The organism is Actinomadura sp. K4S16 (genome assembly GCF_008327685.1).
GTDB lineage: Bacteria > Actinomycetota > Actinomycetes > Streptosporangiales > Streptosporangiaceae > Spirillospora.
In genome coordinates this window covers 137,355-152,149 of the sequence record NZ_BDDE01000021.1, presented here as the reverse complement: position 1 = coordinate 152,149, position 14,795 = coordinate 137,355, and the positions used below count along the sequence as shown (strand labels likewise).

General features: G+C 68.7%; 16 protein-coding genes and 1 pseudogene. 12 read left to right on the top strand and 5 right to left on the bottom strand.

Annotated features, from left to right (window positions below; genetic code table 11):
• Positions 1 to 41: 41 nt before the first annotated feature.
• From K4S16_RS33475 to K4S16_RS33455, 5 genes are all read left to right on the top strand, one after another.
• Positions 42 to 2,717 (top strand): HAD family hydrolase, encoded by a 2,676-nt coding sequence (locus tag K4S16_RS33475; protein WP_149263071.1) that lies wholly within the window; start codon positions 42 to 44, stop codon positions 2,715 to 2,717.
• Positions 2,707 to 3,795 carry a class I SAM-dependent methyltransferase gene (locus K4S16_RS33470; protein ID WP_200842266.1) on the top strand — a complete coding sequence of 363 codons (1,089 nt, stop codon included), beginning with the start codon at positions 2,707 to 2,709 and terminating at the stop codon, positions 3,793 to 3,795. The genes K4S16_RS33475 and K4S16_RS33470 overlap by 11 nt, the downstream gene beginning before the upstream one ends.
• Positions 3,796 to 3,891: 96 nt before the next feature.
• Positions 3,892 to 4,782 (top strand): class I SAM-dependent methyltransferase, encoded by an 891-nt coding sequence (locus tag K4S16_RS33465; RefSeq protein ID WP_149263070.1) that lies wholly within the window; start codon positions 3,892 to 3,894, stop codon positions 4,780 to 4,782.
• A 243-nt stretch (positions 4,783 to 5,025) separates the two neighbouring features.
• Entirely contained in the window at positions 5,026 to 7,053 is a 2,028-nt protein-coding gene (locus K4S16_RS33460; protein WP_149263069.1) for a hypothetical protein, read from the top strand.
• Positions 7,054 to 7,212: 159 nt separating this feature from the next.
• Positions 7,213 to 8,616, top strand: coding sequence for a hypothetical protein (locus tag K4S16_RS33455; protein WP_149263068.1), 1,404 nt, complete (start codon positions 7,213 to 7,215; stop codon positions 8,614 to 8,616).
• Positions 8,617 to 8,709: 93 nt separating this feature from the next.
• Here K4S16_RS33455 and K4S16_RS33450 read toward each other — a convergent pair whose 3' ends face one another.
• Entirely contained in the window at positions 8,710 to 8,898 is a 189-nt protein-coding gene (locus K4S16_RS33450) for a DUF397 domain-containing protein (RefSeq protein ID WP_149263067.1), read from the bottom strand.
• A complete protein-coding gene (locus tag K4S16_RS33445) occupies positions 8,889 to 9,698 on the bottom strand; it encodes a helix-turn-helix transcriptional regulator (RefSeq protein WP_149263066.1) in 810 nt (269 codons plus the stop codon). The genes K4S16_RS33450 and K4S16_RS33445 overlap by 10 nt, the downstream gene beginning before the upstream one ends.
• A 142-nt stretch (positions 9,699 to 9,840) precedes the next feature.
• Between K4S16_RS33445 and K4S16_RS33440 the strand changes: the two genes are divergently transcribed.
• The gene (locus K4S16_RS33440) at positions 9,841 to 10,239 is read left to right on the top strand and encodes an ATP-binding protein (protein WP_149263065.1); all 399 of its coding nucleotides are present in this window, start codon (positions 9,841 to 9,843) and stop codon (positions 10,237 to 10,239) included.
• A 32-nt stretch (positions 10,240 to 10,271) separates the two neighbouring features.
• Here the strand turns inward: K4S16_RS33440 and K4S16_RS33435 are convergent, their stop codons facing one another.
• Both K4S16_RS33435 and K4S16_RS33430 read right to left on the bottom strand, forming a co-directional pair.
• Positions 10,272 to 10,697: a DUF6069 family protein gene (locus K4S16_RS33435; RefSeq protein WP_149263064.1), complete on the bottom strand. Its 426-nt coding sequence runs from the start codon at positions 10,695 to 10,697 to the stop codon at positions 10,272 to 10,274.
• A 179-nt stretch (positions 10,698 to 10,876) separates the two neighbouring features.
• A pseudogene (locus K4S16_RS33430) lies at positions 10,877 to 11,086 on the bottom strand (helix-turn-helix domain-containing protein); the annotation flags it as partial.
• Between the two features lie 124 nt (positions 11,087 to 11,210).
• Here K4S16_RS33430 and K4S16_RS33425 point away from each other — a divergent pair.
• From K4S16_RS33425 to K4S16_RS33415, 3 genes are all read left to right on the top strand, one after another.
• Complete coding sequence (locus tag K4S16_RS33425) at positions 11,211 to 11,426, top strand: type II toxin-antitoxin system HicB family antitoxin (RefSeq protein ID WP_149263062.1); 216 nt, start codon at positions 11,211 to 11,213, stop codon at positions 11,424 to 11,426.
• Positions 11,423 to 11,647 (top strand): type II toxin-antitoxin system HicA family toxin, encoded by a 225-nt coding sequence (locus K4S16_RS33420; protein ID WP_149263061.1) that lies wholly within the window; start codon positions 11,423 to 11,425, stop codon positions 11,645 to 11,647. Before K4S16_RS33425 ends, K4S16_RS33420 begins: the two co-directional genes overlap by 4 nt.
• A 249-nt stretch (positions 11,648 to 11,896) precedes the next feature.
• Positions 11,897 to 12,352, top strand: coding sequence for an SMI1/KNR4 family protein (locus K4S16_RS33415; RefSeq protein WP_160161114.1), 456 nt, complete (start codon positions 11,897 to 11,899; stop codon positions 12,350 to 12,352).
• 78 nt (positions 12,353 to 12,430) lie between these two features.
• Here K4S16_RS33415 and K4S16_RS33410 read toward each other — a convergent pair whose 3' ends face one another.
• Positions 12,431 to 12,586: a hypothetical protein gene (locus tag K4S16_RS33410; RefSeq protein WP_200842265.1), complete on the bottom strand. Its 156-nt coding sequence runs from the start codon at positions 12,584 to 12,586 to the stop codon at positions 12,431 to 12,433.
• Positions 12,587 to 12,735: 149 nt separating this feature from the next.
• Between K4S16_RS33410 and K4S16_RS33405 the strand changes: the two genes are divergently transcribed.
• The 3 genes from K4S16_RS33405 to K4S16_RS33395 all read left to right on the top strand — a co-directional run bounded on the left by K4S16_RS33405 (position 12,736) and on the right by K4S16_RS33395 (position 14,676).
• The gene (locus K4S16_RS33405) at positions 12,736 to 13,383 is read left to right on the top strand and encodes a hypothetical protein (RefSeq protein ID WP_149263059.1); all 648 of its coding nucleotides are present in this window, start codon (positions 12,736 to 12,738) and stop codon (positions 13,381 to 13,383) included.
• A gap of 241 nt (positions 13,384 to 13,624) precedes the next feature.
• Positions 13,625 to 14,275 carry a hypothetical protein gene (locus K4S16_RS33400; RefSeq protein WP_149263058.1) on the top strand — a complete coding sequence of 217 codons (651 nt, stop codon included), beginning with the start codon at positions 13,625 to 13,627 and terminating at the stop codon, positions 14,273 to 14,275.
• On the top strand, positions 14,275 to 14,676 hold the full coding sequence (locus tag K4S16_RS33395) for a hypothetical protein (protein ID WP_149263057.1): 402 nt from the start codon (positions 14,275 to 14,277) through the stop codon (positions 14,674 to 14,676). Before K4S16_RS33400 ends, K4S16_RS33395 begins: the two co-directional genes overlap by 1 nt.
• Positions 14,677 to 14,795 lie beyond the last annotated feature (119 nt).

The following is a 14,795-nucleotide window of genomic DNA, read 5'->3' as shown; positions in this document are numbered from 1 at the left end:
GGCCGCGCACGCCGGTGCAGGACCAGGGGAGAGGTACGGCGTTGACCGAACACGAAACCGGCAGCCCGCTGCTCGACGACGTCCACCGCCTCATCGCCGACCGGGCGTGCGCCGTCCTGTCCCTGGACATCTTCGACACCCTGCTGTGGCGGCGGGTGCCCCGTCCCACCGACGTGTTCGGGCTGCTCGGCTCCCGGATGCGGGAGGCGGGCCTCTGCCCCTCCTGGGTGACGGACGCGACCTTCCGCCGCATGCGGATCGCCGCCGAGGACACGGCCCGCCGCAGCCGCGACGCGCTCGGTACCGAGGTGTCCCTGTTCGACATCTGGCGCGCCATGCCGGACGGCGTCCTCGGCGCCGCGCCCCTGGAGCAGCTGGTCGAGGCCGAGGTCGCTCTGGAGCGCGAGCTGACCGTGGTGGACCTGGACGTCGCCGAGGTCGTCAAGGCGGCGCGCAAGCAGGACCTCCAGGTCGTGCTCGTCTCCGACACCTACTTCACGGAGGACCACCTCTCCCGGCTCCTCGACCGCCCGGAACTGGGCCCGATGGACGGCGTGCGCGTCTTCCGGTCGAACCAGCACGGCACCGACAAGGCGTCGGGCCTCTGGGAGATCGTGCTGCGCGAGCTCGGCCGCGGCCCCGAGCAGATCGTCCACATCGGCGACCACGAGATCGCCGACCACGAGGTGCCCGGCAGGCTCGGCATCCGCACCGTCCACTACCGCAGGCTCGACGACGCCTACCTCGACGTGCTGAGACGCGAGAAGGAGTCCGTCCTCCCGTTCGGCGACCACGCCCCCGACCTCGACGACCGGCACGGCGACCTCGGCCTCACCAGCCTGCGCGCCAAGGCCGTGCGCTCCGGCGTCCCGTTCACCACCTCCGCGCTGGACGTGGCGTGGCGGTACGGCGCGGGCGTCCTCGGCCCGGTGCTGACCGGCTTCGCCGAATGGGCGGCGTGGCGGGCGCACGAGGCCGGCACCCGCCGGCTGTGGTGCTCGATGCGCGAGGGCGAGCTGCTGTCCCGGCTGATCAACGAGGCCGCCGAGGCGCGCGGCTGGGACGTGCGCGCCGCCCCGGTGTGGCTGTCGCGGTTCGTGACCTCGCTGGCCGGGCTCGACCCCCACGACACCGCCGCGGTGCACGCCTTCGTCCGCACCGGGTACCGGCTGACCGTCCGGCAGGCGCTGTCGGTGCTGGAGCTTCAGCCCGGCGACGTCCCGGGCCTCGCGACCGAGCTGGACACCGTCATCGACAACGGCGACATCGCCGAACGGGTCGCCCGCGCGCTGACCGAGACGCCGCACCTGTGCAACCGGCTCGCGGTGACCGTCACCGCCGCCCGCGAACGCATGATCAAGTCGCTGCGGGACGCGGGGGCGCTCGACGACGACGCGCTCGCGGCGGGCGAACTGACGCTGGTCGACCTCGGCTGGGGCGGCACGATCCAGCGCCAGCTCGCCCGCGCCCTGGAGATCGCCCGCATCGACGTCAGGCCGGCCGGGCTGTACCTCGCCACCGACACCCGGGCCGAGCGGGTCTACATGGCCGGCCTGCGCGCCGAGGGCTACCTGGCGCAGGCGGGGCACCCGGCCCACGTCGCGGCGACCGTCACGCGCAGCCCAGAGATCGTGGAGCAGTGCGTCAACGCACTGTGCGGCTCCCTCATCGGCTACACCGAGGACGGTGCGCCGGTCCTCGGCCGGGCGGCCGACTCGCCGTCGCAGAACGCCGAGCGCCGCACCGTCCAGGACGGCGTCCTCGCGTTCCAGCACCTGTGGAACAGGTACGTCACGGCGTCCGGCGGCACGTGGCCGGACCTCGCCCGCCCGGAGGCGGCCCGGAACCGGCTCGCGCGGATCCTGGTGGCCGCGCTGGAGTCGCCCACCCCCGACGAGGCCGCGGTCTTCGGGAACTGGACCCACGAGGACAACTTCGGCTCCTCGCTGGTCACCACCCTGCTTCCCGCCGATCTCAGGGCGGCCGTCCCGTACCTTTCTCCGGGCGACCTCGGCGACCTGCACATGCGCGACTCGTTCTGGCCCGCGCTGATCGCCGCGTCCGACACCGGGCTCGGCGCCATGGCGAGGGCCGTCGCGGACGGCGCCATCGACGCGGAGGCGTTCGAGCCGTCCGGCGAGAAGTCCGAGACGCGCCTGCGCTTCCGGACGGCGGACGACCGGTGGCACGAGCCCATCCGCCGCCGCGTCCGGATCAACCACAACGGGCTGTCGTTCTCCCGGCTGTCGTTCGAGCACCACGACACGGTCGACATCTCGCTCGCCATCCCCGGCCGTCCCGCGATCGTGCGGGTCGACTGGATCGAGGCCAAGGTCATCGCCGGCGGGCGGCGCCGCGAGCAGGTGCTGCGCTGGGACAAGCCGGAGGACTTCGTCGGCCTGCACTACGCCGACTGCCGCTACCTCGGCGGCAACCTGATGGAGTTCGACACCTCCTACGCGGCGGTGTGGCTCCCGCTCGCCCGCCGCGCCGGGGTGCCGGCGGTGTCGTCCGGGCAGATCACGATCGCGTTCGCGATGCTGCCGCAGTCGATGACCGGAATGGCGCCGCGGATGCCGGTGGACCGCAGGGCCGAGCGGGCGGCGCGCGCCGCGCGGCTCACCGAACGCGTCCGCGAGGAGTACCGGACCGCCGGCGTGAAGGGCATCGCCGCCGGCGCCGGACGAGTGGCCAGGAGGAAGCTCGGTGACGCGTGACTTCGGCGCGGCCGTGACCGGGTCCGCCGGCGACCCGCACGCGCAGGCCCGCGCCGCCCGCGAGCAGCCGCTGCTGCTGCACTCGATGGCGGTCTTCCGCGAGCTGTTCGAGACGGTGTTCCGCTGCCGCGGCGTCTCCACGGTCGTCGAGGTGGGCGTGGAGTCGGGCCAGGTCAGCTCGCTGTACGCCGACCTCGGCGCGACCGTGTACTGCGTCGAGCCCGCGCCCGGCGACGAGTTGCGCGCCGTCCTGGACGGCGACCCCCGGCTGAACCTCGTCGAGGGGCTGTCCCCGGCCGTGCTGCCCGACCTCCCGGTGGCCGACCTCTACATCCTGGACGGCGACCACAACTACGCGGTCGTCCGCGACGAACTCGCCTGGATCATGGCGAACGCCCCGGACGCCGTGGTCGTCCTGAATGACGTGCTGTGGCCGTGCGGGCGCCGCGACTTCTACTACCAGCCGTCGCCGGTCGCCCCGGAGGACACGCACCCGGCCACGACGGACGGCCCGACGGTGTGGCATGACGAGCTCACCCCGGCCGGGTTCGTCGGCGACGGCGCGTACACCGTGGCCGAGCAGGCGGGCGGGCCGCGCAACGGCGTCCTCACCGCCGTCGAGGACGCGCTGGACGGGAACGGGGACTGGCGGTTCCAAATCGTCCCGGCCGTGTTCGGGTTCGGGGTGCTCGCGAGGACCGGCGCGCCCGGCGCGGACGCCGTCTTCGAGGCGGTGCGGCCCTACACGTCCTCCCGCCTGATCGCCGCGATGGAGAACAACCGCGTCGCGCTCTACACCCGCGTCCTGCAACTGCAGTACGAGGCGACGGCCCGCCTTGAGGACGCCGGCCGGCTCACCGAGACCGTCAACGCCCAGCAGCAGGAGATCGCGCGACTCGAGTCCGAACTCGACCGCACCAACAGGGAACTGGCGGCGCGGCGCCAGGAGGCGCGGGCACGCCAGGAGGAGCCGGAGCGGACCGCGGCCTCGGGCCCGGAACTGAGCGAGGCGATGTCGCACCTCGGCCGAGCCCTCTCCTCCCGCCTCCGCAGGACACCCCCGGGCCGCCCGCGATGATCTCCGCCTGCGGGACGGCCTAGCCGACCACGACCACCGCCACCGGGACGGGTCCCGCGGCCTGGGACCCCGAGACTTCAGGAGAGGGAACAGGCGATGACGGACTATGTCTCGACCGTGGCAATGCACCAGGCCACCTGGGGGACCTTCCTCGAACCTGCCCCAGAGCTCGCGGACGTCGCGAACCTCCATGAGGCCCTGCGCATGCCGATCCGGGGAGGGCATCGCGCCGATCTTGGGAAGCTCACCGGCAGGAACGCGGTCTTCGACCGCACCGCCGCCCGGATCGGGAGCGTGGAACTCGCCTACGAGGACCAGTGCAGCGCCTACCACTACTACGACCTGTTCTCCTGCGTCGAGCGCTGCCATGGGGAACTGACCCGGCTGGTCGACCTCGGAGTCTTCATGGGCGGCTCGTCCGCCATCCTCGCCGGCTGCGTGGAGCCGATGGGGCTCGAACTCGACCTCGTCGACGTCAACGACGCCTACCTGCGGTTCACCTACGAGCGGCTGCGACGCGTCTTTCCGCGGGCCATGACGCGCGTCCGCATGTTCCACGGCGACCTGCCGACCTATGTCGCGAGGGTGCTCGGCGGCGAACCGCAGACGCGCGCGCTGGTCCACCACGACGGCGCGCATGGCTTCGACCAGGTCGTCCGGGACCTGAGCGCGCTGTACTTCGTCCGCGACCGCGTCCACAGCCTGGCGATCAAGGCGACCCACCTGCGCGGTGACATCAGGCATCTCAACTTCGTCGACGCCGCCGTCCACGCGATGTTCGGCGTCGACGTCAAGTACGAGCCGCTCGGCGCGAACTTTCCGCCCGACGCTCCGGTGACCGTCCCGAACGAATGGGACGGGAACTACTTCCTCGCAGGCCAGCCGGAGGGGATGTACGTCCCGTTCGACGGCGTGGAGTGGAAATACCCGCATCCCACGATGGAGCTGGAGGCGTTCCTGCCGGTGAAGGCGCCCCCCGCCGGCTGACCATGGCCGGATGCGGCCATCTGCGGGCGGGGATCTGTCCGATCTTTCCTGCGGGCTGACCTGGTGACCGGTTTGACCGGGATGGCGGGACGTCCGCGGGGCTCTTCCGTTGAACGAGGCGCGGGAACGCGGGAACCTCTTTACCCTGTGCTGTGTAAGAAACCGACCGTAGTAACCCAACCCGGCCACCCCCAGGCGTTCCCTCCATTCCCGCGAATCCAGGGGTCTCTCGACGTGACGGACATGGCGAGCGGGTCCGCGATGGCGCGGCTCACACAGGCCGACCGCGTCTATGTGGGCTGGCGCTACGCGCAGGTGCACCCCGACCCGGGGCCGCCTCCGGACCGGCCTGCCGAGCCGGCCAGGGCGCCGCTGCCGCCGCCCGCGCGGCGGCCCGGCGAGCACATGGCCGGACGGCCGCTGCGCACCGCGTTCGCCGGGACGCTGGTGTTCGTCGTCCTCTTCATCGCGTGCGGCATCACCGGCGTGATCCCGTGGGCGTTCGCCGGGGTCGCGTTGCTGGCGTGCTGCGTCGTCCTCGCCATCACCGGCGGTGGTCTGTGGCGGGACGAGCGGGGCGTCCGCGAGCGGCTCGCCCAGGAGCGCGACGCCGAGGCGCGCGAGCGGGCCGCACGCGACCGGGCCCGCGACGCCGCCGAGAAGGCCTACGCCAAGGAGCGGGCCGAGTGGGAGCGCCGCCACTCGGCGTACGAGAGCCAGCGCGAGTGGTACCCGGTGGCCGTCCCTCCCGGCGTCGACCGGGTGGACATCGTGGGCGGGACGCTCGCCGGCTGGTCCGCGGCGGTCACGACGATGGGGGCGGCCAGGCTGGCGGTGGGCGCGCGGCTGACCGTCATCGACCTGTCCGAAGGGGCGGTCGCGCACGACCTCCTCCGGCTCGCGGCCGACCGCGGCGACGACCCGCTCGTCTGGGTCCTGCCCGCCGACCTGCCGCGACTGGACGCCACCCGCGGCCTGAACCCCGAGGCCCTCGCCGACGTGCTGTCGCTGGTCGTCAGCGCGGGCGAGGAGGAGGGCGGCACCCGCGACCTGTCGTTCGACAACTCGATCCTGGAACGGCTCATCGAGGTCCTCGGCCCCGACACCACGATCCCCCGGATCACCGCCGCCCTGCGCGTCCTCGCCCAGGTCGGCGACCCCCGCGACGACCTGCGCAAGGGCCTTCTCACCGACGAGCAGCACGAGCGCATCGCGACACTCTTCGGACGCGACGCCACCGACCGCATCGTTGTCCGCCGCGCGTGGGCCCTGGAAGCGCAGCTCCGCAAGCTGGAGAAGCTCGCCACCGAACCCGTCCGGCTGCCACCCTCCCGGCTCCACGTCGTGTCGATGGACCGGCGCGCCGGCGTCCTCACCAACCGCATCCTCGGCACCTACGTGACGACCGCCCTCACGCACCGGATCCGGGAGGCCCCGCCCGGCGGCCGCTGGGACCACACGCTCTTCCTGTGCGGCGCTGAGAAGCTGCGCGGGGACGTCCTGGACCGCCTCATTGACGCCTGCGAGGCCACCGGGACCGGGCTCGTCCTGATGTACCGGTCGATTCCCGGCCACGTCCGCGAGCGCCTAGGCCGCCGAGGCCACGCCGCCGTGGGTTTCATGCGGCTCGGCAACCCCGAGGACGCCCGGGTCGCCGCCGAGCACATCGGCGCCGGGCAGCCGCTGCTGGTCGCCGAGATCACCGACTCGGCCGCCGAGACCCTGTTCGACGTCGCGGGGGAGACCTACGCCAGCACGGTCGCCTACGCCCGCCCGCGCGGCGACGGCCTAACCGACCCGGTCTGGTCGCCGCTGCCCGCCCCCGCCGCCGACGACTCCGTCCTGGTGGAGGGCATCAGCTCCGCGACCGCCTGGGGCCGCACGGTCGCAGCCCGCCGCCGTCCCGACAAGCAGCGCTTCCGCGAACTCCTCATCGAGCCCCCGCAACTCCAGGAGCTCCCGCCGACCGCCATGGTCTTCACCCACTCGGGCGCCACGGGCCGCCGCACCCTCCTGGTGGACGCGAATCCGGGCATCATCACCCTGCCGACCGCCCACTCGATGGAGTTCGAGGAGTACCTCCGCGAGCAAGCGCAGACGCCGGAGCAGCCCGACGCAGACCCGCCCGAGCCCCCAACACCACCCGAGGCCTCCGCCGCACGCCTCCCCAAGCCCCGCCACGCCCTCCCCAGAGGCGCCGGCCCCCGCCCGCCCCGCATAGTCCCACCCCTGAAACCCAACGGCCGCCACAAAGCCAACCCCCCGTCCTGACAACATGGCACCGCACCTTTACCTGGCGGCCGGAGAGGTGGCGGGGCCGGTGGGTGTGCTAATCACCGCCTGGAGATCGGCGGCGTGGCCGGGAGCGGTAGTGGGCAGCGGTGCGGCAGGCTGGTTCAACCGGTGGAGACGTACTTAGGAAGGGGCCTGGTGAAGTCGGAGCCACTTCCCGCATGGATCGTAATCGGTGCAGCGTTGTTCTCGATCGCCGCGTTCACCGGGCACTACCTGTTCGTGTCCGGAAAAATGTCTCATGCCCATAAGGATTTTCTCTTCGGCTCGTACATGGGGAAGTTTGGGCGGGAAGCCGGATTGGGGTTGAAGTACGGTGCCGCTGGGTTCGGATTGCTGGCCCTAGGGGGAATTCTCACCTATGCCCCACCGGGATCCCTTCTGGATAGGATCTCGGGATGGATCGTGGTGGCAGGCTTCCTGCCGATGCTCCCGCCCATCTACTGGAAGTATGCCGGGTACCCAGAACGCATGAAGCCCGGCTGGTACAAGGATAGGGAAGCGCGGTTCAACGCCGGAAAGAGGGCATCGGCCGATGGGTCGGTGAGCTCCGTTGCTGCCGCCGGCGGCGTCGATGACATGATCCTGGCGGGCCCCGAAGGATGGACGCCGCTGACGCCCGCCTTTTCGAAGCGTGATCCGGCTGAGGCTCCGGATCGGTTGCCTGCCGTGCATGAGGGGGCTGGCACCTCATGTATAAAAGTGGACGGATATAGGGTGATCCCGCTAGTAGTGGAACTCGAGAATCTTTCCTCTGGGCCACTCGAAGTCAGGGCTGGTCATGCGCGTTCTGCGGTCGACCACTGGCTGGCGTCGCTTCAGCCGGGAGGGGAGCCATCGCGGCTGGTGCTTGATGACCGCGAATTGGCGGACGGGGAGCCGCTGGCGGAACGATACCTCCAGATCAAGGCAAGCGGTCAATGGCGGGCTGCTCTCCGCACACTCCAGGATCTGCGAACCTTTGAGGAGAAGGCCACAGGTACGGGCTTTGATGTCCTCCACTATCTAGGGCCGCCGGGAGTCGCGGTCATACGCCAGGAAGGTGCGACCGCCTTTTCTCTTCAATTGCGTGACTCCAATTTGGGGCGGAAGCGGTCGGCGTACCAGGTGCTGTGTCCACTGCCCGGCGGGAAGGGGCGGGTCGCGCTGCCCACGGACTCGGTGTTGCAGATCGGTGCCGAAGGAGCACCCTGGTCGGTGGTGGTCAGCCCGTTGCTGCGGCAGGGGGACGTCGCGGCCGAGGGGCGCACGGCCCTGGCGGGCCCCGGGCTGGAGGAGTTGCGGACATTCAGCACGTCGATCGGCGGCAACACCGCCGAGGTCCTCTTCTATACCGGCGCATCGGGTCGGCTGCGGGTCGAGCACACCGGAGAAGGCCCCTTCGGCATCGATCAATTGCACTCGACCCTCGGCATAGCTGAAGAGGTGCTCGCCGCGTTCGGCGACTACGAGGGCGACGTCGAGATCAAAGGGCACTCCCTCCTCCAGATCCGTGGCGGGTTGGGTACCTGGTCCCTGCAGCAGGCCGACTTGGAGGGATAGCCTCCGCCCCCTCGCTGAACACAGCCCGGGGCTGGACGGCAGGCCTGGACCACCCGCCGCGAATCGGCGTTGTGGGGGTGAGGACGGTCGGGGTCAGCGGGTCGTCAGCGCGGACTCCACGGCGGTGCGCAGGGCCGCGCGGCTCAGCAGCAGGACGGGCCCGTCCGGGTCCTTGCTGTCCCGCACCGCCACCGCCCCGGCCGCGCCCGCCAGCTCGACGCAGTTGCCGCCGTTGGAGCCGGTGTAGCTGCTCTTCCGCCACTTCGCGTTCGTCAGGTCCATCTCTCCTGAATGACCTTCCTGATCAGGTCGCGTGACATGTCTTCGGTGAGCGCCCGCGAACGAAGCGCAATCAGAGTTCGCGTAAGCATGGACAAGTCGGTGGGATCGTCCGTTGTTATGGCGCGTATGGCGGTCTCGATGTAGGCGACTTCGCTGCGGTCGTCCATAGTTGCGATCACGAAAGCGCCCATGTTGCCGTCATGCTCGCCACTTGCCAACACTACTTGAACCGTGACGTTGGGCAACATGCTCATCTCGATAAGGTGTTCAAGCTGCTCCCTGGTCGTCTCAGGCGTGCCGACGGGACGGTAGAGCGCCTGCTCGTCCACCAGCAGGACCAGGTTTGGAGGAACTCGTTCCTCGTTGCGGGTGATGATGCGCTGGCGGCTGAGGCGCGCCTCTACTGCTTCCTGGTTGTGATTCAAAAGAGCCGATGCGTACGCCGGTGTTTGGACGAGGCCGGCGATGAGCATGGGCTCCCAGGAGACCAGCGTGGCCGCGTCCGCCTCGACCTTCGGCCAGTCGAACCAAATTGGGACTGGGTGGCCGTTCCTGTTCAGGTCCGTCCATAACTTGATCAGGGCGCCGTCGGCTTCGAGTAGTCGGTCGACCACCTCGACGAAGGAGCGGGTCGCGCGCCTGGCGCCGTTCTCGATGCGGCTTACCTGGCCCTTGCTGATGTTCGTGTGATCAGCAAGGGACTGTTGCGTGATCTTCTTCCCCTCGCGCATCCGGCGCATCTGTCCACCGAACGCGATCAGGGCGGGGGACTCTTTGGGGCGTTGGCGTCGTGGGGGCATGAGCGCAACGTTTCCTTCCTCAGCACCTCGCCAGAAAGGCGTGACTGTTGCCAGTCGTCGCCAAGGTGAGCTGGCAACATCACGATACTCCGCAACCTTGCTAATTGTGTGGTGTTCGACACAGAGAGTGAGGAGAAGGATCATGGGCGAGGCGGCGCGTCACGAGAACGAGTTGGTGGTGAAGAACGACCTCAAGGTCGTCGCCGAGGTACGGCGGTTCGTGCGGCTGGTTACCGGCCAGTGGGACATGGATGACTTCGTCCCGTGCCTTGTGGCCAGCGAACTGGTCACCAACGCTCTGCGCTACGCCTCCGCGTCCGACGACGACGTGACCTTCCGCATTGGCCGCACCGACGACGGCGCCCTGTGGCTGGAGGTCCAGGACGCCACCTACGACCTGCCGCGCATGCAGGAGACCGACACGATCAGCGAAGCAGGCCGAGGCCTGTTCATCGTCGACCAGTTCGCCCGCTGCTGGGGCATCCGCCCCCTGTCCGGCAACGCCGGCAAGGTCGTCTTCGCCGTCCTCGACCCCTCATGAAGACCGGCGGAGGGGGCACGCCCGGCGGCTGATCAGCAGCGGTTCCGCCGGTGGGGCAGTCCGATGATCAGCGCGGCCCCGACGGTCAGGTGCATGTCGAGCAGCGCGAGCCGGCTGCTGGTGTCGGCGCCGCTGCCCAGCGGTCCCGCCAGCGAGAGGGGCAGCGTGATCAGCGCGATGATCCGGAAGGTCCGGGCGGGCTGGCGGACGGTGCGTTCCAGCAGGGCGAGCAGCCCCCAGGCGGCCAGTCCGGCGGCCAGCGCGGCGCCCACGACGGCAGCCGGACCGATGTGCCGGGTGGAGTCGCCCTGGTGGACGGTGAGGGCGCTGCCGGCCCAGGGATCATTGACGGCCCACAGGACCAGAGCGCCGGCCGCTCCGGCGGCGATGGTGATCGCGCGGCCCCTGCGCCGAGCGGTGGTGCGGCTCTTTCCGGTCTGCTGCGTGTCGCTGCTCATGCCGATGAGCATCGCGGCAGGGGTAGGAACGGCACATCCCACCACAGGCCACACCGATGCGCGCAAAAGAGAAGCCGACCCCCGACTTTGGAAGGGGTCCGTGCCCGCCGCCTACCGAACAGCCTCATCGAGGCGCCTCCCAGAGCGGCCCGGAACGGCAGCGGCGGGGTGCAGGTGAGTCAGGCGGCGTCAGTGTCTGCGCCGCGCAGGATGTACTGGTCGTCGCCGAACACGGCGGAGATCTGGATCTGGCCGCCGAGGGCTTGGACGTAGCGGGCGATGGCGTCGACTGTGGAGACCTCGCCGCATTCGATCTGGGAGACGCGGTTCTTGGTCTCGCCCATCTTGTCGGCGACCTCGGTCTGGGACAGGCCGACGGCCTTGCGGCGTTCGGCGAGCCGGTATCGACAGAGTCCTCGTGGTCGGCTTCCGGCAGGTCAACGTGGGTACCAGTACGTGTGATCGTAGGGAAAGCCGCTGTCCGGGCAGGGCGGTGCATGCCAGACTGGCGTCATGGCTGATGCACTCCATCTGACCGCCGCAATCACTCATGAGGGCGAGTGGTATGTGGCCCGGTGCCTCCAGGTCGAGGTCACCTCCCAGGGCGAGACCATCGAGGAATCCCTGGAGAACCTGCGGGAGGCACTGGAACTCTACTTCGAGGACGCTCCCGCGCCCGAGGTCACCGAGGTGATCACTGCCCCCGTCGAAGTGCGGCGTGTCGCGTGAGCCCTGCCGTTCCCACGGACCTGGCGGGTGTGGATGTCTGCAAAGCCTTGGAGCGCGGTGGTTTCGAGCACATCTCCACCCGCGGCAGTCACGCTAAGTACCGCAATGGCGAGCGAACCGTCATCGTTCCTCTTCACCGCAGCCTTGCGCCCGGCACCCTCCGCTCCATCCTTCGCCAGGCCGGCTGGGCCGTTGACGACCTGGAAGAGCACTTGAAGTAGCACCGTCCACGAGGTTCCGTCGGTGACGCGGTTGGGGCGGCCGTTCGTCGTCGAATGGTTGGCGGCGAGGGGCGGGGTGCCGCTGGAGTTGATTACCAATGCGGGGCCGATCGCCTGAGGTCGGGGCCGAGACGCACGGGTTGCTGTTTCCCAGCGGTGCGCGGGGCGTGCCGATCGGGGATGGGTGGTTGGGGGTCGCCAGGTGGTGAGATTGGGAGGATCTGTCATGCCTACGGGTGGACGGGGGAAATGAGCGTCGAGTTCGTGAGTGAAGGGATTCCGGTCAGCCTTCGTGATCTGGACGAGTTGGAGCGGCGACTTGGCGTGGAGTTGCCATCCGACTATCGAAGCTTCCTGCTCCGACGGAACGGTGGTCGTGTGCATGACAATGATCTGGCGACTCCCGAGGGGGAGGAGATCGGCATCGCGGTTGTTTCGTTCCTCTCGCTTGGAAGTGAGGGCGGAGATTCGATGGATGAGTTCCTCGGTGTATACAGCGGTAGGTATCCCAAGGAGCTACTCCCGGTAGCCGAAGCCGTTGGGGGAAATCTCATCCTGATAAGAGTGGAAGGGAGGATGAAGGGAGAAATCTACTTCTGGGACCACGAGCAGGAGGGTGACGAGGAGCCGGTATGGGAAAATCTCACCCTCCTCGCGCCTTCGTTCGATCAATTTATGGAAGCCCTGGTCCCGTACGTCGACTGATCGCGCTGTGAAACCGGCTCCGTCGGCACCTCCCAGGGCGGCCCAGGATCGGCAGCGGCAGGAGTGAGTCAGGCGGCGTCAGTGTCTGCGTTGCGCAGGATGTATTGGTCGTCGCCGAACACCGCGGGAGATCTGGATCTGCCCACCGAGGGCTTGGACGTAGCGGGCGATGGCGTCGACTGTGGAGACCTCGCCGCGTTCGATCTGGGAGACGCGGCTCTTGGTCACGCCCATCTTGTCGGCGACCTCGCTCTGGGACGGGCTGACTCCGGGCCAGGAGTCTGAGTATCTTGAACTCCATCATATCGGTGCGAATTGATGGACGGCCGGATCCCGGGCCTTAAGGAGGGAGCCTATGTCCGGATGCGAGTTGAGGTGGACATGTGGAGTTGTCCGAGGTGCGGAGAGTGGAACGACGATGGATCGAAGAGGTGGGGGAGAAGTTTCGAGAGCGAGGTTGGCAAGTATCTAACGCCCGGCCAGCACTTCTGACCCGGAATTTCTCCATCGGTGTCGAGTTTCAGATTCAGGTGAATTCTAGAATCTCGGCCTCCGTCGGGAGTATTAAGTTCATCCCTGCTCTAGGCGTATGCCATCAAGAGATAGATCGCCTGATAACCCTATTCTTCAAGCTGCCCGTCTTGTCCGCTGATGCGAATCCATCTGCTGGAGCAAATCTCCCTGAGTTGCTCCCTGGAGACATTGACATATTTCGATGGTCAGTTGTCCCGTCGCGGAATGAACGAGGTATCCAAGAGTTGATGATCTCGGATATCGAAACCTATGGGATGGCCTTCTTGCGGAATGTGGGGACCCTGGATGGCCTCGTCGACCGCCTGGCGCGCAAGCCCAGTTCTCAGGGGCGAGACGAAGTGCTGGCAATTGCATATGCGCTGGCCGGATCCCCCTCTTCTGCGCGGGACGTCCTTTCCTCGATCGCAGCCAGGTCGAGAGGGGAGAGTCCTCTTGTCCTGCGCCAGGCTGAAGTTTTTATGGAATCCTTTGCTGAGTATTTTCAAATATTTCGGTAGGTCGCGCCTGGGCTGGCGCGCCCTTGCTGGGCGTGCGGGATCGGCAGCAAAATGTCGGCGCGGGTGAGTCAGGCGGCGTCAGTGTCTGCGCCGCGCAGGATGTACTGGTCGTCGCCTGGGGGTGGGGGCGCGGAAGGATGCTGGGGTGACTACGCCCCTTGGTTCTTCTGGTGCTGGCATGCCGCCCCTCGGGTGGGGCGGCGGGGTGCCGCAGGGTGGGCCGCCGGCGGAAGGTGAGAGGATGCCACCGCGCGAGGCTTCGGCGACGGAAAAGGTTGTTTCGATGGACGGGGAGCGCGGCAGGAGGCTGGCCGGCATCGAGGCGAAGCTGGATCTGCTCAAACGCGTGGAGGCCGAGCACGGTTATGGCGCCATCATCGAGGAGCCGGAGGAGTTGGAACCCATCCCCGGGCTCCCGGTGGGGGTGACGGAGACGTTCGGTCTGTTCCGTCGGCTGGGTGGAGACTACTTCCGCTTCCAGCAGCCCTCTGCGATCGCCGGCCGGCAGGCCTGGAGCGACCGCTACATCGATCCGAACTGCCCGCTGGGCAATCCTCTTTCGATCGGGTGTGAACGCTACGGTGCTCCTGCCGACATCGAGTGCGGCAGCGGCATTTACCTCGACTTGCAGGAGGGGGACGTCTACTTCTGCGACGGGGACGACTACGTATTCGCCTACAAGCACATTGACGTCGAAATGGTCGAGACCACGGAACTGTCGCCCGACATTGTCACGTTCTTCGACTTCCATGTCCTGGGAGAAGGGTATCCCCGGCTCATCGCCTCCGTCATCGGGCCGCGTGCCGTCGGACGTCGTGATCGGAGGGGCCGGCACCGGGACCGTTGGATGAGACTCCTGGAGGAGGCCGGCCTGGCGTCGGCGGAGGTTTGATGCGAGCACTTCTGCTGGTCGTAGGGCTGGTCGTCACCGTGGTGCTCGTCACGGTCGGCGTGGTGTCGTACGGGTCTCCGGCGTTCGTCGGCTGGGCGCTTGGGATGGTGGGCCTGGGGGCGGGGTTGCAGTTCGCCATTCGCCGCGGTGGCCTACCTCAACCTCAGGATTCGGGGCGGCGGGAGACTTTCGGGCAGGTCCTCCGGAGCGGATCGTTTCTGCGGCTTTATCCGCCGCTGCCTGCGGCGGTGGCGTTCGTGGTGATGGCGGTCGTCGTCGACACGGGGCCGCCGAGTCTCGTCATGGTGCCGCTCCTGGTCGTTATGACGTGCTCGGCGATCTGGCGGCGGAGGGCGTCCGCCAGTGCTCGGAGCGCCGGACGTTCAGGGCGGGACGGCTGATCCCGGGCCGGTGGTCTTCCTGGAAGGGCATTGGCGTGGGGGTCGGCGGCGCGTAAGGATGCTGGGGTGACTATGCCCCCTGGTTCTTCTGGTCCTGGTCGGCCGCCCCACGGGTGGGG